The organism is Sulfitobacter sp. BSw21498 (assembly GCF_006064855.1).
Classification (GTDB): Bacteria; Pseudomonadota; Alphaproteobacteria; order Rhodobacterales; family Rhodobacteraceae; genus Sulfitobacter.
The window spans coordinates 694563-721000 of record NZ_CP040753.1; the positions used below are offsets into that span (position 1 = coordinate 694563).

Consider the following 26438-nt stretch of genomic DNA (forward strand, 5'->3'; position numbering starts at 1 on the left):
GGACAGTCACATGGGACAAATTAGACTTAATCAGGTTTCCAAAAGCTTCGGCGACGTGCGGGTCATTCCGCCTCTGGATCTGACCATCGAAGACGGCGAATTTACCGTCTTCGTCGGCCCCTCGGGCTGCGGGAAGTCGACGCTGCTGCGGCTCATTGCAGGGCTAGAGGATATCACATCCGGCCATATCGATATCGACGGCATGGATGCGACCCATGTGCCGCCCGCCAAGCGCGGACTGGCGATGGTGTTCCAATCCTACGCGCTTTATCCGCATATGTCGGTGCGCAAGAACATCGCCTTTCCGATGAAGATGGCCGGTCTGCCTGCGGATGAGCAGAAGCGCCGGATCGAAGCCGCTGCCAATGCGCTTAATCTGACCGACTATCTGGACCGTCGGCCGGGCCAGCTTTCGGGCGGACAGCGCCAGCGTGTCGCCATTGGGCGTGCCATCGTGCGCGAACCTTCGGCCTTCCTATTTGACGAGCCGCTGTCGAACCTCGACGCCGCGCTGCGGGTGGGGATGCGTCTGGAAATCAGCGAGCTGCACAAGCGGCTGGCAACGACGATGATCTACGTCACCCACGATCAGGTCGAAGCGATGACAATGGCCGACAAGATCGTCGTGCTGCGCGCAGGCTATATCGAACAGGTCGGCAGCCCGCTTGAGCTTTACTATAAGCCGCGCAATGAATTCGTCGCGGGCTTCATTGGATCGCCTAAAATGAACCTCATCAAAGGTGCCGAAGCCGAAGCGCGCGGCGCGCCCACCATCGGCATCCGGCCCGAACATCTTGACGTATCCACCACCGCAGGTGCTTGGGAAGGCACCATCGGCGTGGCCGAGCATTTGGGCTCTGACACCTTCTTGCACGTCCACGGGGCCGCGGGCTCTGAGCCGATGACTGTGCGCGTCGACGGCGAGTTGCCAGTCAAACACGGGGACCGGATTTTCCTGACACCACAGGCTGACAAGCTGCACCGTTTCGATGCGCAGGGCCTAAGGGTCGAGTGATGCAATCAGCAGGAATGACAGGTTGGACCCCGCGCCGTGTTTCTGGCGCGCGATCCGACAAGGATGTGGATCATGGATAAGTTGGTAGACCTCTCAAATGCGACGCTCGGCGATCTTGATATCGTCCGGCCCACCTATGATCGCAGCGCGCTGACGCCCGGCATTGTCCATATCGGCGTCGGCAACTTCCACCGTGCCCATCAGGCGTGGTATCTGCACAGGTTGATGCAGATCGGTCAGGCGCATGATTGGGCGATCCTTGGTGCGGGCGTGCGTCCCTATGATGCGGCCATGCGCGAAAAGCTTCTGGCGCAGGATTGCCTGACAACGCTGATTGAACTCGACCCTGCGCAAACCTCGGCAGAGGTTGTAGGATCGATGATCGATTACCTCCCGATCGAGGACGGCAACGGCGCGCTTATCCAGGCTATGGCCGACCCGGCCATTCGTATTGTCGGGCTGACGGTGACCGAAAGCGGCTATTACATTGATCCGGTCAGCAAGGGTTTTGACGCGTCCCATGCCGATATTGTCCATGACGCGGCCCACCCTGAAACCCCGCGCACGGCCTTTGGTGCCATTGTCGCGGCATTGCGTCTGCGGCGCGATGCGGGGCAGGGGCCTTTCACAGGGCTGAGTTGCGACAACCTGCAAGGCAACGGCGATATCCTACGACAAACCGTCGTGTCCCTTGCGCGGATGTCGGATCCGTCGTTGGCTGATTGGATTGACGCGAACGGCAGCTTCCCCAACTCCATGGTCGATTGCATTGCCCCGGTGACCGGTCCAGCCGAGATCGCGCAGGCGCGCGAATTTGGCGTGATCGACGCCGCCCCTGTGACCCACGAAGCCTTTCGCCAATGGGTGATCGAAGACGATTTCTGCGCAGGACGGCCAGACTGGGACAAGGTGGGCGCAACCTTTTCGGACGACGTCCATGCTTATGAGAAAATGAAGATCCGCATTCTCAACGCGGGCCATCAGGTTTTGGCGAATGTTGGTGAAGTACTGGGGATCGAGGCAATCTCGGACTGTATGACGCATCCGGCGATCCGCGCGATGTTCCACCGTGTGCAGGCCGACGAGATCACACAGACGGTTGCCCCTGTGCCCGGCATGACGCCGCTGACATATCTGGAGTTGATTGAGCAGCGCTTCTCTAACCCGCGCATTGTCGACACCACCCGCCGCGTCGCTTTTGACGGCTCGGCGCGGCACGCAGGTTTCGTTCTGCCGATCCTGCGCGATCAATTGGCCGCAGGTCGGTCGGTTGCCGGTCTGGCCTTGGTCGAAGCGTTCTGGGCCCGGATGTGCGCAGGCACGCGGGAAGACGGCAGCGAGATCGTGCCAAACGATCCGATCTGGGACGAATTGCGCACTGTTGCCGAAGCTGCGCGCACGCGCCCTGCCGCGTGGCTGGAACAAGAGCGCCACTACGGTGATCTGGCGCTGGCCGAGGACTTTAGGACTGCGTTTTCCCATTGGCTTACGTTGATCTGGGCAGAGGGAGCCGTCGCCGCGATGAACACCTATGCGCTGGCCGACAACCAGGGTGGGCGGGTTAACAAGGCAGGTTGAGGCAGCCTCTGGCCGTGCCCTGTTCGGCGTGCAAAATGCCCCCCGCTGCCTGTTCTGGTCTATTAGAGACAAAGTAGAGTGGCAGGGGGCAACGGCCCGAGGATTTCTGTCCGGGCTTGATTAGAGTCGGCTAAAATGGATTTGGCTCGGTACAGTTGGATTAGACTCAGAGATCGAGGTCGACCCAGACCGGCACGTGATCTGACGGTTTTTCACGCCCGCGCACGTCCTTGTCGATCTGGCAATCGCGCAGACTGTCGGCGATGGCGGGGCTCAGCAGGAAGTGATCGATGCGGATGCCGTTGTTGCGGTTCCACGCGCCCGCTTGATAATCCCAAAAGCTGTAGTGCCCCGGCCCTTGGGTGCGCGCACGAAATGCCTCTGTCAGGCCAAGCGCCAGCAGGCGTCGCCATGCGGCACGGGATTCCGGGCGAAACAACGCATCTTCGCGCCATGCGTCCGGCGTGGCCGCATCTTCGGCCTGCGGAATAATGTTGAAATCGCCGGTCAGCAAAAAGGGGGTTTCTTCGGCCAGCAGCGCGCGGGCGCGGTCTTCTAGGCGCTGCATCCAGGCCAGTTTATAATCGTATTTCGGGCCCGGCGCAGGGTTGCCATTGGGCAGATACAGCCCGCACAGCCGGACAGACGAATGATCCCCCACAACGGTCGCCTCGATATAGCGGGCCTGTTCGTCGCTGTCGTCACCGGGCAGGCCACGGGTCACATCCTCAAGCGGCAGCTTTGACAGGATTGCGACGCCGTTAAACGATTTCTGGCCGTGGGTTTCGACGTTATAGCCGCGGTCCTCAAAAAGTTCGCGCGGGAAACCCTCGTCGACGGATTTTATTTCTTGCAGAATTGCGACATCAGGCTGCGCTTCGTCCAGCCATTGGGGCAGGGCATCGATCCGCGCTTTGATCCCGTTGATGTTGAACGTGGCGATTTTCATGACAGCCCCCCCCTATATTGGTTCGCGCAGCTATCGCGCATACCGCGATATGGGGCAAGGGGGCTGCGCCGGCTTGGCCGGTTTTCGCACGCGATTCGGGCGTTGTGCAGGCGTTTATCTAATTGGGGCATCGGCCCGACAGGGGTGTGCAGGATAGGTCTGTAAAGTTGTCTCTAATGTGGAGAACACGACGTCGTCTTGCAGTTTCAATGGGATCAACTACGTGGCGCATGTGGATGAATTGCATCATTAAAATTCGATCTTTTTGACGGCTAGGTTCACGCTGCGCTGTGGTGATTGATGAAGGACGTGCAGCCTCAGGTTTCGCTGCCGATTTCAAAAACCACCTAAAAGGAAGAAAATATGACCGCAATTGCCTACGCCGAGAACACCCTTCCCTCCGTTCGTGCCGCTGATGCGACGCTGCAGCTGGGTTCGGGCACCGGCCTTTATACCACCGGCCTAATCCGTACCGGACGCGACCCGCATTGCGGTCACGGGACCGGATTGTTCACCACCGGATTGCAGTCAGAGCCACAGGCAGGCCCCATGGCGACCGCGGGGATTAGCGGTCTGTTTACCGCTGGCTGATATTCCCGTGTCACCCTGCGCCAGAAACGGCGCAGGGGTAACCAACGAAGAGGGAGTTCTATGTCTAACGTTGTGACACTTTCGTCCGTTCGCGCCCGCGGTATTGCTGCGAAACACGCCGATATAGCAGCGATCAGCCGCATGTTTGCACAGCAGCGTCGCCGTGCGGGGGATGTGTTCTGGTTGAAGGAAAACGCAGAATGGCTGGGGGTGTTGGCAAGCTCGAATATGCCAGTGTCGTCGGGTGCTTTGATGCCCTACGCATCTTTCTATGACCAACTGGAGGAAACGATCCGTTTTTTCCCGCAGTATTACCGTTTCTTCCTGTCACTAGCCCTTGATCTTGAGGATCTTGGCATGCCCGGAGAGACAGGGCTGCGACTGGTGCACTGGGTCTCGCGTATGCGCTTGGTCGATGGGGAACTTTCCGACCTACAACGCGCCGAGGCAGAGCGGTTGATGGCACGGCGGATGCCCGTCACCCGAGACGAAACCCTGCACGCGCGATTGCGCGGGTTTTTCCTGAGATCAGAAAACTTTGTGCTGCCGAATAAAAAAGCATCTTACGAGCTCGCGCATATTGTTTTCTACCTGTCCGACTATGGTCAACGTGATCCGGCACTGCCCCTCGCGGCAATTGAAAGCCTGACCTTTGCCGGCGTCCTGGCTTATCTGGATCAGGATATAGATTTGCTGGCAGAGCTCTGCGCTGCTTTGAGGTTGGCCGGCTCGCCTGCGCCCGTCTTGTGGGAAGACGCTGTCCGCACTGCCGCAAACGCCTGCCAGATCGTGCCGCACCACGGGGAGGGGGCGGGCGACGGGTATCATATCTATTTGGTGGCCGGCTGGTTGTCGCAGATGGCGGGGGCTCCGGCATTCAGCCAAGCGGTGCCACAGGGCCCGGTCTCCATCCGCTACGCGCCACCAGAGGGTGCGCTATTGGGGCTGTCCGAAACCCTTTTCAAGATGGGAGACACGCGGCAATCTGATTGGGCGCGTATGCGTGGGAGGATAATGGCGTCGCTTGCCCCCTCGGCACAAAACATCTTGGCACAGGCAGAGGCGTCTTGCCCGCGGTTCAATGCGTTTTTTGCCCGCTTCGCCCGTGCGCCGGCCAAAACGGGGGGAGGTTCGGCGCGGGTTCAGCTTTAGGGCGGCCTCATGCTGGCATGAGACCAGCCTCCGGCGGGGGGTTCTTGGGCAGAATGAAACGGGCTGAGTGCTACATCGAGAAGGATGTGCCGCAACCGCAGGCGCTGGTCGCGTTAGGGTTTTCAACCACGAAACGCGCGCCGATCAGTTCTTCGGAGAAGTCGATGACAGCATTGGCAAGGAAGGGCAGCGAGATGCTGTCGACCACGACTTTCTGGCCGGCACCTTCAAGGACGAGATCGTCGTCCTTTGGGGCATCCAGCGCGATATCGTACTGAAAGCCGGAGCAACCGCCGCCTTCCACTGCGACGCGCAGGGCTTGGCCCTCTGCTGCGGCACCGATTTCGGCAAGGCGGTCAAAGGCGCGCGGGGTGACTTGGGGGGGCAGGTTCATTTTTCGGGCTCCGGGGTGATCGGTTTCCATCTGTCTTATCATACAATATAGAAACCCTCAGGACAGGCCACAAGGACCACCGACTATGCGCGCTTCTTTTGCTTCTGATCCGGCACTGACCCGGGGACGGTTGATACCCGAAGAGGAAAGTACCTTTCGTTCCTGCTTTCAGCGGGATCGCGACCGGATTATTCACGCCAGCGCCTTTCGGCGGCTCAAGCATAAAACCCAAGTGTTCATTGAACATGAAGGCGATTATTACCGCACGCGGCTAACCCATTCGATCGAGGTGGCGCAGGTGGCGCGCACGATTGCCGGTGCTTTGGGTCTGAATGCAGAGCTGACGGAGGCGGTCGCGCTGGCACATGATCTGGGGCATCCGCCTTTTGGTCACACCGGCGAGGATGCGCTGGAGACGCTGATGGCCCCCTATGGCGGGTTTGATCACAACGCGCAGGCCATTCGAATCGTCACCCATCTTGAACGGCACTATGCGGAATTCGACGGGTTGAACCTGACGTGGGAAACATTAGAGGGGCTGGCGAAACATAATGGGCCGGTGACAGGAGACCTGCCGTGGGCTCTGGCGGCCTATGGGCGGCAGCATGATCTAGAGCTGGATACATTCGCCAGTGCCGAAGCGCAGGTGGCGGCGATTGCCGACGACGTGGCCTATAACCACCACGATCTGCATGACGGGCTGCGCGCGGAGCTGTTTTCGACGGATGAACTGGCCGAGCTTCCGATCCTCAAGGACAACTTTGCCGAGGTGGACCGGCTTTATCCCGGTTTGAACTACTACCGGCGTCGCCACGAGGCGCTGCGCCGGTTCTTTGGTGTGCTGGTCGAGGATGTTATCACAGTCGCGCGGACCCGTTTGGCCGAAATGAAGCCCGAAACCGCCACTGATATTCGAATGGCGGGGCGCACGCTGATCCAGTTTTCCGATCCGGTGTTCCAAGACCTCAAGGTGATCCGCGCATTCCTGTTTGACCGGATGTACCGCGCGCCGTCGGTGGTTCTTATGCGCAAGCAGGTGACGCAGGTGGTCGAGGATTTGTTCCCCTATTTCTGCGCGCATACGGATCAATTGCCCAAACAATGGCGCAAAGATGTAGAGGACGCAGACGGCGATACGGCACTCGCGCGGATCGTCAGTGACTATATCTCGGGGATGACCGATCGCTTTGCCCTGCAAGAGCACGAGCGGTTGATCGCTAAAGGCTGAACCGCCCTTGATTATGGGCGCATATTCAGGTGATACACGGGGCCAAGTCGAAGGAACCCCGTTATGAACCTATTTGCCGATATCCGCAGCCTTGTGCTGTCCACCCTTGATACGCTGGTCGCTGACGGGTTTCTGCCCGAGGGCCTGAGCTTTGACGCCATCACTGTTGAGCCTCCGCGCGATGCATCACATGGGGATATGGCAACCAATGCCGCGATGGTGCTGGCCAAGCCTGCCCGTATGAAGCCGCGCGATATCGCCGACAAGCTGGCTGCAAAGCTGGGTGAGGATGCGCGGATTACTGCGGCTGATGTGGCTGGGCCCGGCTTTTTGAACCTGCGGCTAAGCGCTGCGGTATGGCAGGGCGTTGTCGGCGCGGTTCTGCGGCAAGGGACTGATTTTGGCCGCGGCGATCTAGGTCAGGGCAGACGCGTGAACGTTGAATATGTATCCGCCAACCCGACCGGCCCGCTGCATGTTGGCCACACCCGCGGGGCGGTCTTTGGGGATGCGCTGGCGTCATTGCTTGATTTTGCGGGCTTTGATGTCACGCGCGAATATTACATCAACGATGGCGGGGCACAGGTCGATGTATTGGCGCGCTCTGTCTATCTGCGGTATCTTGAGGCACACGGCCAAGAGGTTGCTTTCCCCGAAGGCACATACCCCGGCGACTATCTGGTCGACGTGGGCGTGGCGCTGAAAGACAAGGTGGGCGACGCTTATATCGATAAGGATGAATCCGTCTGGCTTGAAGATGTACGCAATTTTGCCACCGACGAGATGATGAAGCTGATCCGCGAAGATCTGGCCTCTCTCGGGGTGGAAATGGATGTGTTCTATTCGGAAAAATCGCTCTATGGCACGGGCCGGATTGAAGCCGCGATTGAAGACCTCAAGGCCAAGGGTCTGATCTATGAAGGTGTGCTTGAGCCGCCAAAGGGCAAAAAGCCCGAAGACTGGGAACCGCGCGAGCAGACGCTGTTCAAATCCACTGCGCATGGCGATGATGTGGACCGCCCGGTGATGAAGTCGGACGGCGGCTGGACCTATTTCGCGCCCGATATTGCGTACCACTACGACAAGGTGCAGCGCGGCTTTGACATGTTGATTGACGTGTTCGGGGCGGATCATGGGGGCTATGTCAAACGGATGAAGGCCGCGGTGTCGGCGTTGTCCGAAGGGGCTGTGCCGCTCGACATCAAGCTGACGCAGCTGGTCAAGCTTTTCAAGGACGGCAAGGAATTCAAAATGTCCAAGCGGGCAGGGACATTCGTGACCCTGCGTGATGTTGTTGATCAAGTGGGCGCGGATGTGACGCGTTTCGTTATGTTGACTCGTAAAAATGACGCGATGCTGGACTTCGACTTTGCCAAAGTGCTTGAGCAATCGCGCGAAAACCCCGTGTTCTATGTGCAATACGCCAACGCCCGCGTTCATTCCGTGTTGCGCAAAGCGGCAGAGGCCGGCGTCGCGACAGATATTGAAACGCTTCAACGCGCCGATCTGAGCAAGCTGGACCATGAGGCAGAGCTGAAACTGGCGCAGAAGCTGGCAGAGTGGCCGCGGATGGTCGAGACGGCGGCGCGTAGCAACGAACCACATCGGATCGCGTTCTACCTTTACGAGCTTGCGGGCGACTTCCACGGGCTTTGGAACCGTGGGAATGACGTGCCAGAGCTGCGTTTCTTGCAAGATGATGCTGCGGTCTCGCAGTCGAAAATCGCTCTTGCGCAGGCCGCAGCGATTGTAATTGCGTCAGGTCTTGGTATTCTTGGGGTCAAGCCAGCGGAAGAGATGCGATAACGCACACACGCTGGTCAGGCAGGTTCAAAAAACAGACCCGCGCAGGCGATGCCGGACGCGGTCAGTGAGGCAGAAATGGCAGATTACACGTCCTCCTCCCAGGGTGGGGGGTATTCCTTTGAGCATGACACCGGACTAGGCCCGCAGACACCGGCTAAGCCTTTGACAAAGTTTGCAAATTTTGCAGGTGCTGCGCTGTCTATCACCTTGATCGTCGGGATCGGGGTGTGGGGTTACAAGCTGCTTGTGCGCGATGTGACGGGTATTCCGGTGGTCCGTGCCGCCCAAGGCGATATGCGTGTGCGTCCTGAAAATCCGGGCGGGCAACTGGCCGATAATCAGGGGCTGTCGGTCAACGCCGTTGCCTCTGAAGGGACGGCGAACCAGTTCGCTGAACAGTTGATACTGGCCCCGAAACCATTGGATCTGGAAGAAGAAGACCAGCCCATCCCCGTCGCGATGGTTGCACCTGTGCAACAGGCCCCAGCCTCCACCTCGCCAGCGGTAGACGTTGCAGCGGCGTTTCAAAACGGGGATGTAGACGGTTTGGTTGCCTCTCTCACGGATGGGATGGAGCCACTGGAAGATCAAGACGACGGAACCACGTTGCCAGAGCCGATGAGCGCGAGCGCCACGATGGATGTGGATCCGCTCGAAATGGCCGTGTCGAACGCTGTAGCCGTGGCAATGGGCGAAGAACCCGGCGTACGTGCATCCTTGCGGCCACAAAATCGGCCCGGTGGCCGAATGGTTGCGACCAAAGCATCCTTTGAATCCGCCCCCGTGGCTGCGGCAGAAGTCAAAGAGCTGTCGCCCGACAGCCTGCCCACAGGCACACGTCTGGTGCAACTGGGCGCATTCGATTCACCGCAGATCGCGCGGGCACAATGGGTCCGTCTGAACGCACGTTTCGGCGCCTATATGGACGGCAAAGACCGCATCATCCAAGAGGCCAGCAGCGGCGGTCGGACGTTCTATCGTCTGCGCGCGCATGGGTTTTCGGATATCGCGGACGCACGGCGCTTTTGTTCGGCGCTGGTGGCTGAAAACACTGACTGCATTCCCGTCGTTACACGCTGATGCGGTACGGGGCGACAATACTGGATGCGTCGGGGCTGCGGCTGACGGCGCAAGAAAAGGCGTTGTTTCGTGCCGTAAAACCCTTTGGGTTCATTCTGTTTGCACGCAATATCGACACGCCTGATCAGGTACGTGCCCTTTGCGCTGAAATGCGCGACGCGGCGGGCCATGACGCTGTGATTACCGTCGACCAAGAAGGCGGACGGGTGCAGCGTCTGCGTGCGCCACAGTGGCGCGACTGGTCGGCTCCGCTTGATTTTGTACAGGCTGCTGGTAGCAATGCGGCAGAGGCGATGTATCTGCGCTTTCGTCTGATCGCAGACGAGCTTCACCGCATCGGCATAGACAGCAATTGTGCACCTATGGTCGATGTGGCTGGCACGCAAACGCATGAGTTTCTACGCAACCGATGCTATGGCACAACGCCGGACGTGGTCGCGGCCTTGGGCCGCGCTGCGGCAGATGGCATGTTGGCGGGCGGCGTACTGCCCGTGGTCAAACACATACCCGGGCACGGGCGCGCCACGATGGACAGCCACTATGAACTGCCGCTGGTCAATGCGCCGCGCGCCGCGCTGGATGCCCATGATTTCGCGCCCTTCAAGGCGCTGAGCGACCTGCCGATGGGGATGACAGCGCATCTTGTCTATGATGCGATTGATCCACGTCCTGCCACGTTGTCACCGGTGATGATGAACCTGATCCGCGAGGACATCGGCTTTGACAATCTGATCATGACCGATGACATCTCGATGAAAGCATTGGCGGGTGAAGTAGACCAGATTGCGGCTGATGCGTTGTCGGCGGGCTGTGATGTCGTCCTTTATTGCAACGCCACATTGGAAGACCGCGGCCGTGTGGCCGAGGCAGCAGGCGAAATGACCGACGCTGCGCAAACCCGTGCAGAACGGGCGCTGGCGATGCGCCGTGAGCCTGATGATGTCGACATTCCTGCCCTAAATGCACAACTCGACACGCTTTTGGGCGGGGCGTCAGATGGCTGATACGGTCATGGACGATGGACAGGCAAAAGTTGCTGAACGGCGCACCGCCGAGGCGCTGATTGTGGATGTCGACGGGTTCGAGGGGCCTCTTGACCTGTTGCTGACGCTTAGCCGGACCCAAAAGGTTGATCTTCGCAAGGTTTCGGTGCTGCAATTGGCGCGGCAATATCTGATGTTCGTGGACAAGGCCAAGGCACTGCGGCTTGAACTGGCGGCGGATTATCTGGTCATGGCGGCGTGGCTGGCGTTTCTGAAATCCCGTTTGCTTCTACCGCCTGACCCCAAGGACGAAGGTCCCTCGGGCGAAGAGCTGGCCGCGCATCTGGCCTTTCAGCTGGAACGTCTGCAAGCAATACGAGACGTCGCTTCGCAGCTTATGGCACGTGATCAGTTGGGACGTGATTTTTTTGCCCGCGGCCAGACCCAGGAAATGCAGCAGACCCGCCGGGTGACATATAACGCGACCTTGCTGGACCTGATGCAAGGCTATGCCCGCACACGGACGCGCGACGAGTTTCGCCCCTTTGTGATGGATCGTGAAAAGGTCTTTACGATGGAGCAGGCGCTTGAACGGATGCGCGGTCTCATCGGGTTCGAGGGCGATTGGTCCGACCTGACACGCTATCTGCCCGAAGGCTGGGACAAGGAACCGGCAATGCGCCGCTCGGCGACGGCATCAACGTTTGCGGCGTCGCTTGAATTGGTAAAAGAAGGGCATCTGGAAATTCGCCAAGACGGGATGTTTGCCCCGATCCAGTTGCGCAAGAAGGATAGCTGACGTGGCCGACCCCGCCCAACAAATCGAAGAAAGCCTGTTTGACGCGCCACCTCTGGCCGAACAGGAACGCATGATCGAGGCGATCCTATTTGCCACCGCAGATCCCATGACCCTGCGCGAGATTACAGCCCGTCTGCCCCACGGCTGTGATCCTGCGGAAGCGCTGGTCCATCTGCGCAAACGCTATGCCGGGCGGGGGGTGCAGCTTTGCCGGATCGGGGATGCCTATGCCATGCGCACGGCCGCCGATCTGGGATATTTGATGCACCATGAGACAGTCGAGACCCGCAAACTGTCCCGCGCCGCAATCGAGACGCTGGCGATCATTGCCTATCACCAGCCCACCACCCGTGCCGAGATTGAAGAGATCCGCGGCGTGTCGGTATCGCGCGGGACTTTGGACCAGCTTATTGAACTTGACTGGATCCGCTTTGGCCGCCGCAAGATGACGCCCGGCCGGCCCGTGACCTTTGTTGTGACCCAAGAGTTTCTGGCGCATTTCGGGCTGGAAAGCCCGCGAGATCTGCCAGGTCTACAGGAGCTCCGCTCTGCCGGGCTGCTCGAGGGGCGCCCCGCGTTCAGTGCAATTCCGGGTGTCGACAGCGACGAAGAACCAGAGGCCACCGAAGGCCAGAGCGAGCTGTTCGAGGATTAATCCCCCGCGGGCCTGAAAATCGCCGCAAAGGATGTTATATTAAGCCCAGATATAGACCTATGCGGGAGTGAAATCACGAAATGAACCAGATTGTGAACATGATCATGCGTCGCTTTATGGGGCGATTGATCAATAAGGGTATCAATATCGGATTTGACCAAGCCTCTAAACTTGGGAAGGGCCGAAAAGATGTGGAAGGTCGCGATAGCGATGCCGTGCCGCCAAGCCCTGCTGAAAACGCACGGCGGAATAAAGCCGGTAACCAACAGGGAAAACAGGCGCGCAAAATGGTGCGAAACATGCGCAAGCTGACGCGGTTCTAGCAATCGGCAGCGCGCCCTGACGCTGACCTTACCGCGGTGGGCTGAAATGCTTGCTTAGCTTGAGTCCTTGCCCCTGATAGTTCGACGCGATGCCTGCTCCGTAGAGCTGGGTTGGCACTTGGGTCATTTTCTCGTAGACGAGCCGCCCGACAACTTGACCGTGCTCAAGCACAAAGGGTGCTTCGTGGCAGCGTACTTCTAGCACGCCGCGTGACCCTGCTCCGCCTGCGGACGCATGGCCGAACCCGGGGTCGAAGAACCCTGCATAATGCACCCGAAATTCACCTACCATCGCGAGGTAGGGGGCCATTTCGGCGGCATATTCGGGGGGGATCGTCACGGCTTCGCGGCTTACCAGAATATAGAACGCTCCGGGATCGAGGATAATCTGGCCATTGTCGCTGTGGACCTCTTCCCAGTATTGGGCCGGCTTGTAATAGCCGAGCTTGTCCAGATCAATCACACCGGTATGCGGCTTGGCGCGATAGCCAACAAGCGTCGTATCGGGCAGGCGCAGATCGACGGAAAAGCCCAAACCATCGTCGATCACGGCCTCGCCATCAACCAGTGGGGTATCCGCATGTAGCGCACGCAGGGCGTCGTCGTCTAACGTCGCATTCCCGGTTGAAAACCGGATCTGGTTCAGCCGCATACCGGGGCGTACCAGCACTGAAAACGAGCGCGGGCAAATCTCGGCGTACAGCGGGCCGGTGTAGCCTGGCGCGATGCGGTCGAATTCCGTGCCACCGTCGGTGATTGTCCGTGTGAGCAGATCCAACCGCCCCGTAGAGCTTTTGGCATTGGCCGCCGCAGAGGTGCCTTGGGGCAGGGCGAGGGTCTCCATCAGCGGAACGACGTAGACACAGCCCTTTTCCAGCACAGCACCCTCGGTCAGATCCACGCGGTGCATCTCGAACTCAGTCAGACGGTCTGCCACCTTGGCACCGTGTCCTGCAAGGAACGATGCACGCACTCGGTAAGCCACTGTACCCAAACGCAGATCAAGGCTGGCCGGTTGAATCTGAGCGTCATCAACGGGCGGTGTGCCGATGATCTGACCCGATGCGATCATGTCGGTGATATGCTGGTTGGGAACTACGCCGATCATATCCGGGCCTTTCAAATGCAAACACCCGCACCCATCAGGGTACGGGCGTTTGTTGTATGTCGGTTGGTCGGGCTAGCAGGACTCGAACCTGCGACCTTCCGTCCCCCAGACGGACGCGCTACCAGGCTGCGCCATAGCCCGACATGAGGCGTTTCATACCTGATAAAACCGGGCGCGCAAGGGGGAATTGTTGCAAATCGCACGGGCAGCTTAGACTTTTGTACGACGCAGCACATCAGCGCGCATGGAATCACGCAATTCGGCCAAGCGGTTAAGCAATGGCGCAATATCCTGAGCCGATTCATGTGGCAGATTGCGGCACATCAACGCCGCAGACAGCACAGAGGGTTTCGCCGGGAACGCGTCTTCTGCTAGCAGCGGGGGCAGGTCGATCACGCGCGGCTTGGGGCCAGCCTCGAGTGGTTCTTCTTGATCCTCGTCATCCTCAAAGATGTTGGCGGCGCTATGATCAATATCTGCCTCTGGCGGTAGCGCAGATGGGGCAGGTGTCTTGGCCGTTTCATCTTCGACTGGTGCCGCCGCTTGCGGTGCAGCAGGCGCTTCGTCAGGCGTGTTGTCGCTTGGCGGCACGGGTGCAGAGGTCATCGGATGGCGCAAGAAACTTGGCAGGTCTTCGTCGATGCCTTTATCCAGCGCGGATGGGGTAGGCTCTGCTTCGGCGGGTGCTTCGCTCTCGACTGGCGGAGTAGAAGATGAGTTGTCAGCTTCCGCCGTCGGTGGCTCTGGCACCTCGGAAACTGGGGTTTGTTGTGGGTCTGAACCTTTTGAAGCTTTGCCCGCGCGCGATTCGAACGCAAGCACAACGCCTTCATGGGGCTGCTCTGCATCTTCGTGCATCGGTGCCATGTCGATGGTGTCGCCTGCCGTGGTCAGATCCTCTGGGGTGACACCTTCAAGAGGGGCGGAAAGCGCGGCGACATGGCCCATGCCTTCCTCGCGCAGGACTTTCTGAACGCCTTTGATCGTCAGCCCGTCTTCGTGCAGCAAACGTTTGATCCCGCCAAGCAGCAGCATATCGTTGGGGCGATAATATCGCCGCCCGCCTGCGCGTTTGATCGGTTTGACCTGTGTGAACTTGCTCTCCCAGAAACGCAGAACATGGGCCTGAATTTCAAGCCACTCTGCAACTTCTGAGATGGTTCGGAATGCATCCGGGGACTTGGGCATCAGGTTATCGCTTGTTCCCGTCTGCAACCCGGTCCTTCATCAGATGGGACGGGCGGAATGTCAGAACGCGGCGCGGGTTAATCGGAACCTCTTCGCCGGTTTTAGGGTTCCGACCCACGCGGGCCGATTTATCCCGCACAGAGAAAGTACCAAAAGAGGAAATTTTGACCTGCTCGCCGTCGACCAGCGCGTCGGACATATGATCCAGCACAGATTCGACAAGCTGTGCGCTTTCATTGCGGGAAAGACCTACTTCACGAAAAACTGCTTCGCTTAAATCCATTCGGGTCAACGTCTTGTCGGCCATAACTTCCCCCATGTGTTTTAAGCAGCATAGGCTGTCATTTTTCCGCAAGTCAACAACTATGGGACGTAACGTGCTGTTCGCGCGAAGAAAAGCCGCTTACCAGCGCAGAACCACTGCGCCCCATGCAAGCCCGCCGCCGATCGCTTCGGTGACCAGCAGGTCGCCTTTCTTGATCTGGCCGCGCTCTTGTCCGACTGAAAGAGCCAGCGGAATCGATGCAGCTGAGGTGTTGCCGTGGTCTTGAACCGTTACGACGACGTTATCCATCGACAGGTTCAGTTTCTTGGCAGTGCCTTGAATAATACGGATATTCGCCTGATGAGGAACAATCCAGTCAACCTCATCCGGCGCCACGCCGGCGCGCTCCATCGCGGTAGTTGCCGAGGCGGCGAGCTTTTCAACCGCGTGGCGGAACACCTGATTCCCTTGCATCCGCAGATAGCCGGTGGTGCCCGTGCTGATGCCGCCGTCGACATACAGCAGATCTTTGTAGCGCCCGTCAGAGTTCAGGTCGATCGACAGGACACCGCGGTCATCCGAAGTGCCTTCGCCAGTCTGTGCCTCGAGCAGGATCGCGCCAGCACCGTCGCCGAACAGGACGCTGGTGCTGCGATCGGTCCAGTCCATGATTTTCGAAAAGGTCTCGGACCCGATGACGAGCACGCGGTCGGCTTGCCCGGAAACAATAAGCGCGTTGGCATTGGCCAAGGCATAGACAAAGCCCGCACAAACGGCCTGAACATCAAAGGCAAAGCCACGTTCCATACCAAGCTGGGCCTGCACCATCGTGGCGGCAGACGGGAACGTAAGATCGGGGGTAGAGGTGGCGACGATGACAGCATCGACATCTGCGGCTGTTTTACCTGCATCAGCCAGCGCGGCCTTGGCGGCAGCAGTTGCCATCGTCGATGTGGTTTCGCCTTCGCCGACAAAGTGGCGGCGTTCGATTCCAGAGCGTGACCTGATCCATTCGTCAGTGGTGTCGATCTTGCCTTCAAACTCTGCGTTTTCGACAATACGTTCCGGGAGGTAGTGTCCGGCACCAATTACGACGGCTCTTTTTGTCATTCTTCGGTCTCTTTCGTCGGCTTTGCTGAGGCCACACGCGCGGCCAGACGATGTGTAAATTCACTTTCCGCTAATCGCGCGGCCAGCTTGATCGCTGATGAAACCCCTTTGGCATCAGCTGCCCCGTGGGATTTCACAACAGTTCCGTTCAAGCCCAGAAACACGCCGCCGTTTACGTTTCTCGGGTCAAAGCGTTTGCTGACGCGGCGCAGCGAGCTGTAGGCAAACAACGAAGCCGCACGGGACCAGATCGAGTTTTTGAACGCTTGGCGTAAACCTGACCCGATCAGCGTGGCGGTACCTTCGCCAGTCTTGATCGCGATATTACCAGTAAATCCGTCCGTGACGATCACATCCGCGGCATTGCCCGCGATATCGCCGCCTTCGACGAAACCGACGAAATCAAAGCCCGCTTCATCTGCAGCGTCGCGAATCAATTCGTGGGCTTCTTTCAGCTCGGTCCGGCCTTTGTGTTCTTCGGTACCGACATTCAGCAGGCCGATGCGCGGGCGTTCGATATCCATGCCGTTACGGGCATAAGATGTCCCCATCAACGCATAGCGCAACAGATCATCGGCATCCGCACGCACATCCGCACCCACGTCCAGCAACACATTGAACCCTTGCGGGTTGGTCGACGGGTAAAGCACGGCAATGGCAGGGCGGTTGACGCCCGGCAGCTTTTTCAGGCGGATCATCGACAGCGCCATCAGCGCGCCGGTGTTGCCGCAGCTTACTGCGACAGAGGCCTCTTTGTTGCGCACGGATTCGATGGCGGACCACATCGAGGTGTCCTTGCCATTGCGTACAACGTTGCTGGGTTTGTCATCCATAGTGACAACCCCTTGGGCATCCCGAATGGTGCAGCGCCCTTTAAGTTCGGGGCGCTTGGCCACCAGCGGTTCCAGCGTGTCGGCAGGGCCGTGCAGGATAAAGCTGATATCGGGATTCTTGAGCGCGGACGCAGAACACCCGGCAACAACGATTGCCGGGCCCTGATCGCCCCCCATCGCATCAACTGAGATTAGGGTGCGCTGAGTACTCGCGCTAGGCTGATCGGACGTGGCCGTCATCTGGTGCGATGCCTCTTATGAACTGCGATTGACGTAACGAGCTTACGCTGCGTCTTCGTCGAGGTCGATCTCTTCGTTCAGAGAAACAACTTCGTTGTCGTCATAGTGACCGCATGCAGCGCAGATGTGGTGTGGGCGCTTGAGCTCACCACAGTTGGTGCATTCGTTGGGGTTCGCTGCAGTCAGCGAATCGTGCGCGCGGCGGTTGTTGCGACGCGATTTGGAAACTTTATTCTGTTGGACAGCCATGTCTGGTGCCTTTGCCTTCGGGGTCGTTCATCGGCTTCCTGCCAAAGACGACCGTGTTTCAGATCAACTCCCGGTTTGGGCGTGACGTGCGTTTAGGCCGAAGCCTATCCGATGTCCAACCTTAATTGGGGTGAAGGGCGCAAAATACTGCGAAAAACTGCCGAAGCAACCCTTATTCACCCAAACCGACAGGGTTATTCGCCGTTACTGTCCTTTAGCTGGTCCTTTAGATCAGCCAGACCGGCGAACGGGCGGGCGTCTTCATCGGTCATTGGGGCCTCGCCGGGCTTGGTGTAGACGGCTTGACCCAGTTCAGCCCCGTCGGCGCGGGGGTATTCGGGAACTTCCAGTGCCAGCGCCTCTATCATGATAACGGCGGGGTCGATCCAGGCACCCAGAGGTTCGGTACGGTCATCCTCTGGTATCTCGACTTCGGTTTCTTCGGGCTGCTCGTAGTCTTGGACAAATAAACGCGTGATATCAACGTCTATCCGGGTTTGAACCGGCTCGAGCGTGACGACACAGGGCTGCACCACGGTGGCACCCAAACGGGCTTCGAGCTGCCAGTCACTGCGCCCGAGCGCCTTGAGCCGCCCTTCGAACGAGAGTTTACGTAGCGCTGAGAGATCGAGTTCTTCCGCGATTTTGCGCAAGCTGTCGGCGTCAGGGCGCAGGGAGAAAGGGGTTTGCGCATTCTGCGACAGCTCTGCGACGCGCAATGCTGTGGGGCTTGGGGGCGTGCGAGACATGTTAGGGGTACTTTCGTTTCTTGAACCATGGGGCGTGCTTAGTGTATGCGAGATAAAAGCCATGATCCCCAAGGGCAAGAGGGCACCAAGAATGCGTATCGACCGCCATGTCAAAAAGACACTGCTGACCGCCACAGTTCTCGCTGCTGGTCTAACGCTCGGGGCCTGCTCCCCTCAATATAGCAACCACGGGTATATCCCGCCGCAAGAAGATCTGTCGAAGATCACCGTCGGTCAGGATACGCGCGACACTGTGGCCGAAACCGTGGGTGTGCCTGCATCGGCGGGCCTGTTGACCAATTCGGGCTATTACTATGTCCGGTCGCGCCGTCAGGCAATGTGGTTCATGGCACCGCGCGAAACAGAGCGCGAAGTGGTGGCTGTGAGCTTTGACGGGAACGGTGTGGTGCAGAACGTCGAACGGTTTGGGCTCGAGCGCGGTAATGTCGTCACGCTTGATCGTCGCGTGACCAGTTCTCCGATTTCTGACAAATCCTTTATCCGTCAGCTTTTCGGTAATATTGGACGTCTTAACCCCGCGGCACTGGCCGGCTAGGGCAAGGCTATGACGGTGCTGTGCGGCGCTGTACTGGAGCCGCTCGTGCGCGGTCCGTACCGAGCCTATTGTGCGACCTCGCCACAAGATATCGATGCCGCGCAGGCGTTGCGTGCACGGGCCTTTGGTTTGGATGAAACGCACGATAGTGACGGGTTCGACGCGAAAAAGCATCATATCCTCGTGCGTGATCAAGGCAGCGGCGAACTGCTGTGTTGTTACCGTATCGGGGTGATGGAGGGCGCGTCGCTAGACCAAAGCTATGCGGCGCAGTTTTACGATCTGACCAAACTTGCAGGTTTTGACGGCCCGATGATGGAACTGGGTCGGTTCTGTCTGGCACCGGAGGTGCGGGATCCTGACGTGGTGCGTATGGCTTGGGCCGCGCTGGCGCAGGTTGTTGACGCCCATGCGGTAACGCTGCTGTTTGGGTGCACGTCTTTCCGCGGCACTGATCCGGCTCCTTATCGTGATGTCATGAGCTTGCTGCAGGACCGTCACCTTGCACCTCAGGTATGGCGGCCGCAGGTTAAAGCCCCCGAGACGGTGGGTTTTGCAAAGGGGCAGCTGGACAAACCTGCCGAGAAGGCTGCACTTCAGATGCTTCCGGCCTTGCTGCGCAGTTACCTGATGATGGGCGGCTGGGTCAGCGATCATGCGGTGATCGACCGGCAGATGAAAACGCTGCATGTGTTCACCGGGCTCGAGATCGCGGCGATCCCCGAGGGGCGCAAACGTTTGCTGCGCGGTACCGCCTAAGAGATTTCATGCCTTCGGCGAGGATTTTAGCCCATTTGGAACAGGGGTCATTGACGCTGACGCGGCACGACGCTAGCTGGCTGTCATGGCACGCGCACCCCTTTTACAAGTAAACGAGATCTCGCTGACTTTCGGCGGCGATCCCGTATTCGAAGACATGTCCCTTGTGGTTCAATCCGGCGACCGTTTGGCGCTGGTGGGCCGGAACGGATCTGGTAAATCCACCCTCATGAAGGTCATGGCCGGATTGATCGAAGCCGATAGCGGTGATGTGATCGTCGGACCAGGCGTTTCGGTTGGCTATATGGAGCAGGACCCGGATCTTACCGGGTTCGAGACATTGGGCGATTTCGCAGCACACGGACTGGATGCATCCGAGATGTATAAGGTCGAACGTGCGGGCGAAGGGTTGAAGTTCGACCCTGCACGCCCCGTGAGCACCGCCTCTGGCGGGGAGCGTCGTCGCGCGGCACTTGCACGTCTGATGGCATCCGAGCCGGAGTTGATGTTGCTGGACGAGCCGACGAACCACCTGGATATCGAGGCGATCCGCTGGCTTGAAGACGAGCTGAAGGCGACCCGTGCGGCATTTGTTATCATTTCTCACGATAGGGCGTTCCTACGCGAATTGACCCGTGCGACGCTTTGGGTCGATCGGGGCGTTGTCCGTCGTCAGGATATCGGTTTCGGCGGGTTCGAAGCCTGGCGCGACCAGATGTGGGAAGAAGAGGACATGCAGCGCCACAAGCTGAACCGCAAGATCAAGTCGGAAGCGCGGTGGGCTGTCGAGGGCATTTCAGCGCGGCGCAAGCGCAACCAAGGCCGCGTGCGCGCCTTGCAAGACCTGCGTGCAGAACGTGCCGGCCAGATCAAGCGTCAGGGCACAGCAGCCATGTCGCTTGAGGCAGGGCCAAAGTCTGGCCGCAAGGTGGTCGAGGCCATTGGCATCACCAAGGCTTATGGCGACAAGACGATTCTGCGTCCGTTTGATATCACGATCCAGCGCGGGGACCGCATTGCTTTGGTCGGGCCAAACGGTGTGGGTAAAACCACTTTGCTGAACATGCTGATCGGAAAAGAGCAGCCTGACGGCGGTGAGATCAAGCAAGGCACCAACCTCGAGATTGCGCTGTTTGATCAGGCGCGCGCGCAGCTCGACGGGGATATGACCCTATGGGACAGTCTGACGGGCGACCCTGAAATGCGCGTGTCGGGCAAGGCGGACCAGATTCTGGTGCGCGGGCAGCCGAAACACGTGGTTGGCTATCTGAAAGAATTTCTCTTTGACGAGGGGCAAGCACGGGCACCTGTGCGGTCGTTGTCGGGGGGTGAAAAGGCGCGGTTACTGCTGGCTAAGATTATGGCGCGGTCCAGCAACATGCTTGTGCTCGATGAACCAACCAACGACCTGGACGTCGAAACGCTTGATCTCATGCAGGAATTGCTGTCGACCTATGACGGGACTGTGCTGCTGGTCAGCCACGACCGTGACTTTCTGGACCGCGTTGCCGCGACCACCATCGCGATGGAAGGTGACGGCAAGGCGACGGTTTATGCCGGCGGCTGGACAGATTATCTGGCACAGCGCCAGCAGGACGACTTTGACCAAAGCGTTGTAGCCAAATCAAAACCATCGGCCAAAGGCGAGAAGCCCAGGGCCGCAGCGCAATCGGGGCTGAGCTTTACAGAAAAGCACCGGCTTGAGGCGTTGCCGGCAGAGATGAAACGTCTGGAAGCCGAGATCGCAAAGCTCGAAGAATTGATGAGCGACCCGACGCTGTATTCCGAGCATCCGGTGAAGTTCCAAAAAGCGACCGATGCTTTGGTCGAGCGGAATGAAAAGCTGCAAGATGCAGAGGCCGAGTGGCTTATGCTGGAAGAGAAAGCCGAAAGCTAAGGGGGGGCAGGGCGCGCCCGCCCCCCTCGCATACTTCTGAGAGCTTAACCCAGTTGTACCAGCGCGTGGCGTTTTTTGCCCGCGCTCAGCTTGATCGGTGTGGCCAGCGTGGCGGCGTCGACGATCAGGCCCGCATCTGTCAGCGGGGCGTCATTGTAGCGGGCACCGTTTTCGGTGATCAGACGCTTTGCCTCTTTACCCGACCCCGCCAGACCGGATTTCACAATCAGCTGAACGATAGAGATACCATCGCCGATGTCGGCAGCACTGAGCGTCAGGGTTGGTAGGTCATCGCCGACACCGCCTTTTTCGAACACTTCGTGCGCCGTGGCTTCGGCGGTTTTGGCCGCCTCTGCGCCGTGCAGCAGCGTCGTCACCTCATTGGCGAGGATGATCTTGGCGGCGTTGATGTCGGACCCTTCCAAAGCTCCCAGACGGTCACATTCTTCGACAGACAGCTCGGTAAAGATTTTGAGAAACTTGCCGGTGTCCGCATCAGTCGTATTGCGCCAGAACTGCCAGAACTCGTAGGGCGACAGCATATCGCCATTCAGCCAGATCGCGCCGCCCTGGGATTTACCCATTTTGCGGCCATCGCTGGTGGTGAGCAAGGGCGTGGTCAGGCCGTAGATCTCTTGGTCCAGCACGCGGCGGGTCAAGTCGATGCCGTTGACGATATTGCCCCATTGATCCGATCCGCCCATCTGCAACAAGCAGCCATAGCGGCGGTTCAATTCAAGGAAATCATAGGCTTGCAGGATCATGTAGTTGAATTCGAGGAAGGACAGCGACTGTTCGCGATCAAGACGCGATTTCACACTTTCGAACGACAGCATGCGGTTAACGCTGAAATGCCGGCCGATGTCGCGCAGGAATTCGAGGTAGTTCAGATTATCAAGCCATTCAGCGTTGTTCAGCATGATCGCATCGCTGTCAGCGTCGCCATACGACAGGTATTTTCCGAACACCTGCTGCATGCCAGAAATGTTGGCGTCGATGGCGGCGTTGTCGAGCAGGGGGCGTTCATCCGACCGGAACGACGGATCGCCCACTTTGGTGGTGCCGCCGCCCATCAGGGTGATCGGTTTGCCGCCGCATTTCTGCAACCAGCGCAGCACCATGATATTCATCAGATGCCCCACATGAAGGGATTTCGCTGTCGCGTCATAGCCGATATAGGCAGGCACAGCCCCTTTCATCAGCGCGTCATCAAGGCCCTGATAGTCCGTACAATCGGCGAGAAAGCCGCGCTCCATCATGATGCGGATGAAATCGGATTTGGGGTGGTATGTCATGGTGCTTGCCCTCAGCTTGGGTGGTGGTGCACTCTATAGGTGCTGAGCAGACAAAGGAAAAGGCCATGAATAAGGCCCAAGGGGCAAGAACCCCGACACGGATTGCAAAAACAGGCCCGCTGCGCGCCGCAGGGGCGATGAGCGGCACGTCGTTGGACGGGGTGGATGTCGCTGTGATCGAGACGGACGGGCGCGATATCATCGGGTTCGGCACCTCAAGCTACCGCAGCTATTCCGAGACAGAGCGCCGCACCATCGCTGCCGGTTTTGGCAAATGGTCGGGGCCAGAAGTATCAGCGGCGACGCAAGTGGTCGAAGCTGCACACCTTGAGGCATTGGCTAATTATACCGACGTTGATCTGATCGGTTTTCACGGTCAGACGCTGGCCCATGCGCCGCGGATGCAGGGGACGTTGCAGGTCGGCGACGGGGCCGCGTTGGCGGATCATATGGGGTTGCCCGTGATTTGGGATTTTCGCAGCGCCGATGTGCATTTGGGCGGAGAGGGTGCGCCGCTTGCGCCGTTCTTTCACCACGCCTGCGCCCGCTATGCGGGGCTGACCGGGCCGGTCGCCTTTCTGAACCTCGGTGGCGTGGGAAACCTGACGTGGGTTGATCCGGCGCTGCCTTTGCCCGAAACCGATGGGGCCCTACTGGCATTTGACACCGGCCCCGCCAATGCGCCCATCAATGACCTGATGCAGACGCGCCTTGGGCTGCCCTTTGACGAGGGCGGCAGGATTGCTGCGCGCGGACAGGTTGAGACGGGCGCGCTGGAGCTGTTTCTGGCGGAGCCTTATTTCGCGCGAATGCCGCCAAAGTCGCTGGACCGGAATGATTTCGAGGAGATGGTGGCGCTAGTGACCGAGCTGTCCGACGCGGACGCGGCTGCAACCCTGACGGCCATGTGTGCCGCCGGCGTGGCCGAGGCGATGCAGCATTGCCCGCGCTTGCCGGACCGCGTGTTGGTCACCGGCGGCGGGCGGCACAACCCTGTGTTGATGCAGATGCTCAGTGTGAGTCTGGATTGTCCCGTCGTTCCGATCGAGGAAATCGGGCTAGATGGCGACATGCTTGAGGCACAGGCGTTCGGCTATCTTGCAGTGCGGGTGGCGCGGGGGCTGCCGACCTCTTGCCCCGGGACCACAGGGGTGCGGGCCGCTGTCGGGGGCGGCACCTTGAGCCTACCAGCCGAGGCAAACCACCCTTTAGAATAACCTTTGTTCTGTGGTGCAGCGCTGTAGTGAAGGCGGCGTTTAGATGTAGGCTTTTGGCTTGACAGTATAAAAAATGTACCGATTCGCGATGGTACTGTACGTGCCAAAGTAGAATTGAAATCCATTTCTCCCGAATAGGTCACCTGTATCCGGCAGGAATATCTGCGCGCAGCCCCCTGTTGCACAGATGCACAATCGAATTCTGTCAACAGTCTGTTTCCTTGCCAGAGATTCGAGTGACGCTACCCTGACGTGTACTACCTCAGAGCGGTCGTGCATAAAGTGAGGGCTTTGCTCGCGCCGCTCCTCATCAAAAAGGAGAGTGACCATGACGAGTATATTTTTCAAAAGCACCGCGGCTTCGGTTGCGACGGTATTCATCGCGACATCGGCCTTTGCGTTGGAAGTGGGTGTGGGTGCAAGCGTAGGCGGCGTCGGTGTCGGTGCGGGGGCCAGCGTCGGCCACGGCTCTGTCGCGGACGCGGGTGTCGGTGCTAGCGTAGGCAACGTTGGCGCGGGGGCAGGTGCCTCTGTTGGCGGCGATTCCGTCGCCGGTGTCGGTGCGGGTGTAAGCGTCGGCAGCACTGGCGGTTCAAGCGGCGGAGGTTCAACCGGCGGCGGTTCTACTGGTGGTGGCACGACAGCAGGCAACGGCGGTACGACGGGCGGCGGGACCGGAGGTGCAAATGGTGCCACGGCTACGGCCTCGGCTGGATCGCAAAGCTCCGGGGGCGGTGTTGCAGGCCTTTCCGGATCGGCGGTACCAATCCAAGCCGCGTTGGGTGCAACGGTAATGACATCAGACCGGCAGGTCGTTGGTATGATCGAAGATGTGCGCCCTGCGGCGCAGGGCAAATTCGTGGCGACCATCCGCATGAATGTTGCATTTGGCGCGGCACCTCGGACCATTCAGATCCATATGCCGGTCCCGAAGCGCGCAACGGATAGTATCCGGCTCGGGTTCACGAAGTCAGGGTTGCTGCGGCAGATCCAAAGCTGATTATCCGACCAGCCATTAAAAAAGCGCGCCTTTTGGGGGCGCGCTTTCGTTATTTATAGGACAACGCCTGTCGGCAAAGATCAGCCCTTGAGGATGGAGCGGCCAGCGTATTCCGCCGTCACGCCCAGCGATTCTTCGATGCGGATCAGCTGGTTGTACTTTGCCAACCGGTCGGACCGCGCGAGCGAGCCGGTTTTGATCTGCCCGCAGTTGGTCGCCACAGCAAGATCCGCGATCGTCGCGTCCTCTGTTTCGCCCGACCGGTGGGACATCACGTTGGTAAAACCTGCACGGTGTGCCATGTCGACCGCTTTCAGCGTCTCGGACAACGTGCCGATCTGGTTGACCTTGACCAACATCGAATTGGCAGAGCCGCGCTTGATGCCTTGGGCCAGACGTTCGGGATTGGTCACGAACAAATCGTCGCCCACCAGTTGAATCTTGTCACCCAAACGATCGGTCAGCAGCTTCCAGCCGTCCCAGTCATCTTCGGACATGCCGTCTTCGATAGAGATGATCGGATAGTCGGCACAAAGCGCGGCCAGATAATCCACATTCTCGGCGCTGGACAGGGTTTTTCCTTCGCCAGAAAGAACATAGCTGCCGTCCTTGAAGTATTCTGTCGCCGCGCAATCCAGCGCGAGATAAATCTCCTCACCGGGTTTGTAGCCTGCTTTTTCAATAGATTTCAAAATAAAATCAAGCGCATCGCGGGTGGAGCTAATGTTGGGTGCGAAGCCGCCTTCGTCACCGATACCGGTGGACAGACCCGCGGCCGAAAGCTCTTTTTTCAGCGTGTGGAACACTTCGGAGCCCATGCGCACCGCGTCGCGGATGTTTTCAGCCGCAACGGGCATGATCATGAACTCTTGAATATCGATAGGATTATCAGCATGTTCGCCGCCGTTGATGATGTTCATCATCGGCACGGGCAGCATCCGCGCAGAGGTGCCGCCGACATAGCGATACAGCGGTTGGGAGCAGTAATCCGCGGCGGCCTTTGCAGCGGCCAACGACACGCCCAGAATGGCATTTGCCCCCAGGCGCGACTTGTTTTCGGTGCCGTCAAGCTCGATCATGGTGCCGTCAATTTCGACCTGCTCTGTCGCGTCAATGCCGACCAGTGCGTCCGCGATCTCGCCGTTGACCGACGCACAGGCTTCCAGCACGCCTTTACCCATATAGCGGGCCTTGTCGCCATCGCGGCGCTCGACGGCTTCATAGGCACCGGTCGACGCCCCCGACGGGACTGCGGCGCGGCCCATGGTGCCGTCTTCAAGCGTCACGTCGACCTCCACCGTGGGGTTGCCCCGGCTGTCAATGATTTCGCGGGCGTGGATGTCGATGATCGTGCTCATAAGGGGCTATCCTTTTGCAGATGACAATTGCGCAGCGGTTTACCGCGCCGAGGGGAGGATT

General features: G+C 59.1%; 27 protein-coding genes and 1 tRNA gene. 16 read left to right on the top strand and 12 right to left on the bottom strand.

The window, feature by feature from the left end; genetic code table 11:
- The first annotated feature begins 10 nt into the window (after window positions 1–10).
- Both E5180_RS03385 and E5180_RS03390 read left to right on the top strand, forming a co-directional pair.
- Entirely contained in the window at window positions 11–1015 is a 1005-nt protein-coding gene (locus E5180_RS03385) for an ABC transporter ATP-binding protein (RefSeq protein ID WP_138923162.1), read from the top strand.
- Between the two features lie 72 nt (window positions 1016–1087).
- Window positions 1088–2593: a mannitol dehydrogenase family protein gene (locus E5180_RS03390; RefSeq protein ID WP_138923163.1), complete on the top strand. Its 1506-nt coding sequence runs from the start codon at window positions 1088–1090 to the stop codon at window positions 2591–2593.
- Between the two features lie 166 nt (window positions 2594–2759).
- Here E5180_RS03390 and xth read toward each other — a convergent pair whose 3' ends face one another.
- Window positions 2760–3542, bottom strand: a complete 783-nt coding sequence (gene xth, locus E5180_RS03395) for an exodeoxyribonuclease III (protein ID WP_138923164.1) — start codon at window positions 3540–3542, stop codon at window positions 2760–2762.
- Window positions 3543–3905: 363 nt separating this feature from the next.
- Here xth and E5180_RS03400 point away from each other — a divergent pair, with 363 nt between their 5' ends.
- Together E5180_RS03400 and E5180_RS03405 are read left to right on the top strand one after the other, a co-directional pair.
- A complete protein-coding gene (locus E5180_RS03400; protein ID WP_138923165.1) occupies window positions 3906–4133 on the top strand; it encodes a hypothetical protein in 228 nt (75 codons plus the stop codon).
- A gap of 60 nt (window positions 4134–4193) precedes the next feature.
- On the top strand, window positions 4194–5285 hold the full coding sequence (locus E5180_RS03405; RefSeq protein WP_138923166.1) for a DUF6902 family protein: 1092 nt from the start codon (window positions 4194–4196) through the stop codon (window positions 5283–5285).
- A gap of 70 nt (window positions 5286–5355) precedes the next feature.
- Here E5180_RS03405 and E5180_RS03410 read toward each other — a convergent pair whose 3' ends face one another.
- Window positions 5356–5679 carry a HesB/IscA family protein gene (locus E5180_RS03410; RefSeq protein WP_138925101.1) on the bottom strand — a complete coding sequence of 108 codons (324 nt, stop codon included), beginning with the start codon at window positions 5677–5679 and terminating at the stop codon, window positions 5356–5358.
- 85 nt (window positions 5680–5764) lie between these two features.
- Between E5180_RS03410 and E5180_RS03415 the strand changes: the two genes are divergently transcribed.
- From E5180_RS03415 to E5180_RS03445, 7 genes are all read left to right on the top strand, one after another.
- Window positions 5765–6907 (top strand): deoxyguanosinetriphosphate triphosphohydrolase, encoded by a 1143-nt coding sequence (locus E5180_RS03415; protein ID WP_138923167.1) that lies wholly within the window; start codon window positions 5765–5767, stop codon window positions 6905–6907.
- A 63-nt stretch (window positions 6908–6970) separates the two neighbouring features.
- Window positions 6971–8713 carry an arginine--tRNA ligase gene (argS, locus tag E5180_RS03420; protein ID WP_138923168.1) on the top strand — a complete coding sequence of 581 codons (1743 nt, stop codon included), beginning with the start codon at window positions 6971–6973 and terminating at the stop codon, window positions 8711–8713.
- 162 nt (window positions 8714–8875) lie between these two features.
- Complete coding sequence (locus E5180_RS03425; RefSeq protein WP_138923169.1) at window positions 8876–9793, top strand: SPOR domain-containing protein; 918 nt, start codon at window positions 8876–8878, stop codon at window positions 9791–9793.
- A complete protein-coding gene (gene nagZ, locus E5180_RS03430) occupies window positions 9793–10797 on the top strand; it encodes a beta-N-acetylhexosaminidase (RefSeq protein ID WP_138923170.1) in 1005 nt (334 codons plus the stop codon). Before E5180_RS03425 ends, nagZ begins: the two co-directional genes overlap by 1 nt.
- Window positions 10790–11575, top strand: coding sequence for a segregation and condensation protein A (locus E5180_RS03435; RefSeq protein WP_138923171.1), 786 nt, complete (start codon window positions 10790–10792; stop codon window positions 11573–11575). Before nagZ ends, E5180_RS03435 begins: the two co-directional genes overlap by 8 nt.
- 1 nt (window position 11576) lies before the next feature.
- On the top strand, window positions 11577–12230 hold the full coding sequence (gene scpB / locus E5180_RS03440; RefSeq protein ID WP_138923172.1) for an SMC-Scp complex subunit ScpB: 654 nt from the start codon (window positions 11577–11579) through the stop codon (window positions 12228–12230).
- Between the two features lie 80 nt (window positions 12231–12310).
- A complete protein-coding gene (locus E5180_RS03445; protein ID WP_138923173.1) occupies window positions 12311–12553 on the top strand; it encodes a hypothetical protein in 243 nt (80 codons plus the stop codon).
- Between the two features lie 28 nt (window positions 12554–12581).
- Here the strand turns inward: E5180_RS03445 and E5180_RS03450 are convergent, their stop codons facing one another.
- The 8 genes from E5180_RS03450 to E5180_RS03485 form a co-directional block, all read right to left on the bottom strand.
- Window positions 12582–13661: a 2'-deoxycytidine 5'-triphosphate deaminase gene (locus tag E5180_RS03450; RefSeq protein ID WP_138923174.1), complete on the bottom strand. Its 1080-nt coding sequence runs from the start codon at window positions 13659–13661 to the stop codon at window positions 12582–12584.
- Between the two features lie 64 nt (window positions 13662–13725).
- Window positions 13726–13802: transfer RNA gene (locus E5180_RS03455), tRNA-Pro, on the bottom strand.
- Window positions 13803–13871: 69 nt separating this feature from the next.
- Window positions 13872–14849, bottom strand: coding sequence for a MerR family transcriptional regulator (locus tag E5180_RS03460; RefSeq protein ID WP_138923175.1), 978 nt, complete (start codon window positions 14847–14849; stop codon window positions 13872–13874).
- Between the two features lie 4 nt (window positions 14850–14853).
- Window positions 14854–15156 carry an integration host factor subunit alpha gene (gene ihfA / locus E5180_RS03465; RefSeq protein WP_093733680.1) on the bottom strand — a complete coding sequence of 101 codons (303 nt, stop codon included), beginning with the start codon at window positions 15154–15156 and terminating at the stop codon, window positions 14854–14856.
- Window positions 15157–15252: 96 nt separating this feature from the next.
- Window positions 15253–16224 (bottom strand): beta-ketoacyl-ACP synthase III, encoded by a 972-nt coding sequence (locus E5180_RS03470; protein ID WP_138923176.1) that lies wholly within the window; start codon window positions 16222–16224, stop codon window positions 15253–15255.
- Window positions 16221–17297, bottom strand: a complete 1077-nt coding sequence (gene plsX / locus E5180_RS03475; RefSeq protein WP_138923177.1) for a phosphate acyltransferase PlsX — start codon at window positions 17295–17297, stop codon at window positions 16221–16223. The genes E5180_RS03470 and plsX overlap by 4 nt, the downstream gene beginning before the upstream one ends.
- Window positions 17298–17339: 42 nt before the next feature.
- The gene (gene rpmF, locus E5180_RS03480; protein ID WP_093733647.1) at window positions 17340–17546 is read right to left on the bottom strand and encodes a 50S ribosomal protein L32; all 207 of its coding nucleotides are present in this window, start codon (window positions 17544–17546) and stop codon (window positions 17340–17342) included.
- Between the two features lie 194 nt (window positions 17547–17740).
- Window positions 17741–18295, bottom strand: coding sequence for a YceD family protein (locus tag E5180_RS03485; protein ID WP_171048890.1), 555 nt, complete (start codon window positions 18293–18295; stop codon window positions 17741–17743).
- A 91-nt stretch (window positions 18296–18386) separates the two neighbouring features.
- Here E5180_RS03485 and E5180_RS03490 point away from each other — a divergent pair, with 91 nt between their 5' ends.
- The 3 genes from E5180_RS03490 (at window position 18387) to E5180_RS03500 (ending at window position 21507) form a co-directional block, all read left to right on the top strand.
- Window positions 18387–18851 carry an outer membrane protein assembly factor BamE gene (locus E5180_RS03490; RefSeq protein WP_138923178.1) on the top strand — a complete coding sequence of 155 codons (465 nt, stop codon included), beginning with the start codon at window positions 18387–18389 and terminating at the stop codon, window positions 18849–18851.
- 9 nt (window positions 18852–18860) lie between these two features.
- A complete protein-coding gene (locus tag E5180_RS03495) occupies window positions 18861–19610 on the top strand; it encodes a GNAT family N-acetyltransferase (RefSeq protein WP_138923179.1) in 750 nt (249 codons plus the stop codon).
- Window positions 19611–19695: 85 nt separating this feature from the next.
- Entirely contained in the window at window positions 19696–21507 is a 1812-nt protein-coding gene (locus tag E5180_RS03500; protein ID WP_138923180.1) for an ABC-F family ATP-binding cassette domain-containing protein, read from the top strand.
- Window positions 21508–21551: 44 nt separating this feature from the next.
- Here the strand turns inward: E5180_RS03500 and tyrS are convergent, their stop codons facing one another.
- Window positions 21552–22802, bottom strand: coding sequence for a tyrosine--tRNA ligase (gene tyrS / locus E5180_RS03505; RefSeq protein WP_138923181.1), 1251 nt, complete (start codon window positions 22800–22802; stop codon window positions 21552–21554).
- Between the two features lie 65 nt (window positions 22803–22867).
- Here tyrS and E5180_RS03510 point away from each other — a divergent pair, with 65 nt between their 5' ends.
- The gene (locus E5180_RS03510; protein WP_138923182.1) at window positions 22868–24019 is read left to right on the top strand and encodes an anhydro-N-acetylmuramic acid kinase; all 1152 of its coding nucleotides are present in this window, start codon (window positions 22868–22870) and stop codon (window positions 24017–24019) included.
- 328 nt (window positions 24020–24347) lie between these two features.
- A complete protein-coding gene (locus E5180_RS15675; RefSeq protein ID WP_171048891.1) occupies window positions 24348–25019 on the top strand; it encodes a hypothetical protein in 672 nt (223 codons plus the stop codon).
- Between the two features lie 80 nt (window positions 25020–25099).
- Here the strand turns inward: E5180_RS15675 and eno are convergent, their stop codons facing one another.
- Entirely contained in the window at window positions 25100–26377 is a 1278-nt protein-coding gene (gene eno / locus E5180_RS03525; protein ID WP_138923183.1) for a phosphopyruvate hydratase, read from the bottom strand.
- Between the last annotated feature and the right edge of the window lie 61 nt (window positions 26378–26438).

Bases quoted from the DNA above. Each gene is read 5' to 3' on its own strand.
- E5180_RS03410 (WP_138925101.1), bottom strand. From the start codon at position 5,679: ATGAACCTGCCCCCCCAAGTCACCCCGCGCGCCTTTGACCGCCTTGCC.
- E5180_RS03390 (WP_138923163.1), top strand. From the start codon at position 1,088: ATGGATAAGTTGGTAGACCTCTCAAATGCGACGCTCGGCGATCTTGAT.
- tyrS (WP_138923181.1), bottom strand. From the start codon at position 22,802: ATGACATACCACCCCAAATCCGATTTCATCCGCATCATGATGGAGCGC.
- plsX (WP_138923177.1), bottom strand. From the start codon at position 17,297: ATGACGGCCACGTCCGATCAGCCTAGCGCGAGTACTCAGCGCACCCTA.
- E5180_RS03450 (WP_138923174.1), bottom strand. From the start codon at position 13,661: ATGATCGGCGTAGTTCCCAACCAGCATATCACCGACATGATCGCATCG.
- E5180_RS03405 (WP_138923166.1), top strand. From the start codon at position 4,194: ATGTCTAACGTTGTGACACTTTCGTCCGTTCGCGCCCGCGGTATTGCT.
- E5180_RS03495 (WP_138923179.1), top strand. From the start codon at position 18,861: ATGACGGTGCTGTGCGGCGCTGTACTGGAGCCGCTCGTGCGCGGTCCG.
- xth (WP_138923164.1), bottom strand. From the start codon at position 3,542: ATGAAAATCGCCACGTTCAACATCAACGGGATCAAAGCGCGGATCGAT.
- E5180_RS15675 (WP_171048891.1), top strand. From the start codon at position 24,348: ATGACGAGTATATTTTTCAAAAGCACCGCGGCTTCGGTTGCGACGGTA.
- ihfA (WP_093733680.1), bottom strand. From the start codon at position 15,156: ATGGCCGACAAGACGTTGACCCGAATGGATTTAAGCGAAGCAGTTTTT.
- nagZ (WP_138923170.1), top strand. From the start codon at position 9,793: ATGCGGTACGGGGCGACAATACTGGATGCGTCGGGGCTGCGGCTGACG.
- E5180_RS03400 (WP_138923165.1), top strand. From the start codon at position 3,906: ATGACCGCAATTGCCTACGCCGAGAACACCCTTCCCTCCGTTCGTGCC.
- E5180_RS03510 (WP_138923182.1), top strand. From the start codon at position 22,868: ATGAATAAGGCCCAAGGGGCAAGAACCCCGACACGGATTGCAAAAACA.
- E5180_RS03385 (WP_138923162.1), top strand. From the start codon at position 11: ATGGGACAAATTAGACTTAATCAGGTTTCCAAAAGCTTCGGCGACGTG.
- E5180_RS03485 (WP_171048890.1), bottom strand. From the start codon at position 18,295: ATGTCTCGCACGCCCCCAAGCCCCACAGCATTGCGCGTCGCAGAGCTG.
- E5180_RS03500 (WP_138923180.1), top strand. From the start codon at position 19,696: ATGGCACGCGCACCCCTTTTACAAGTAAACGAGATCTCGCTGACTTTC.
- argS (WP_138923168.1), top strand. From the start codon at position 6,971: ATGAACCTATTTGCCGATATCCGCAGCCTTGTGCTGTCCACCCTTGAT.
- E5180_RS03490 (WP_138923178.1), top strand. From the start codon at position 18,387: ATGCGTATCGACCGCCATGTCAAAAAGACACTGCTGACCGCCACAGTT.
- E5180_RS03460 (WP_138923175.1), bottom strand. From the start codon at position 14,849: ATGCCCAAGTCCCCGGATGCATTCCGAACCATCTCAGAAGTTGCAGAG.
- rpmF (WP_093733647.1), bottom strand. From the start codon at position 17,546: ATGGCTGTCCAACAGAATAAAGTTTCCAAATCGCGTCGCAACAACCGC.
- E5180_RS03445 (WP_138923173.1), top strand. From the start codon at position 12,311: ATGAACCAGATTGTGAACATGATCATGCGTCGCTTTATGGGGCGATTG.
- E5180_RS03470 (WP_138923176.1), bottom strand. From the start codon at position 16,224: ATGACAAAAAGAGCCGTCGTAATTGGTGCCGGACACTACCTCCCGGAA.
- E5180_RS03435 (WP_138923171.1), top strand. From the start codon at position 10,790: ATGGCTGATACGGTCATGGACGATGGACAGGCAAAAGTTGCTGAACGG.
- E5180_RS03415 (WP_138923167.1), top strand. From the start codon at position 5,765: ATGCGCGCTTCTTTTGCTTCTGATCCGGCACTGACCCGGGGACGGTTG.
- eno (WP_138923183.1), bottom strand. From the start codon at position 26,377: ATGAGCACGATCATCGACATCCACGCCCGCGAAATCATTGACAGCCGG.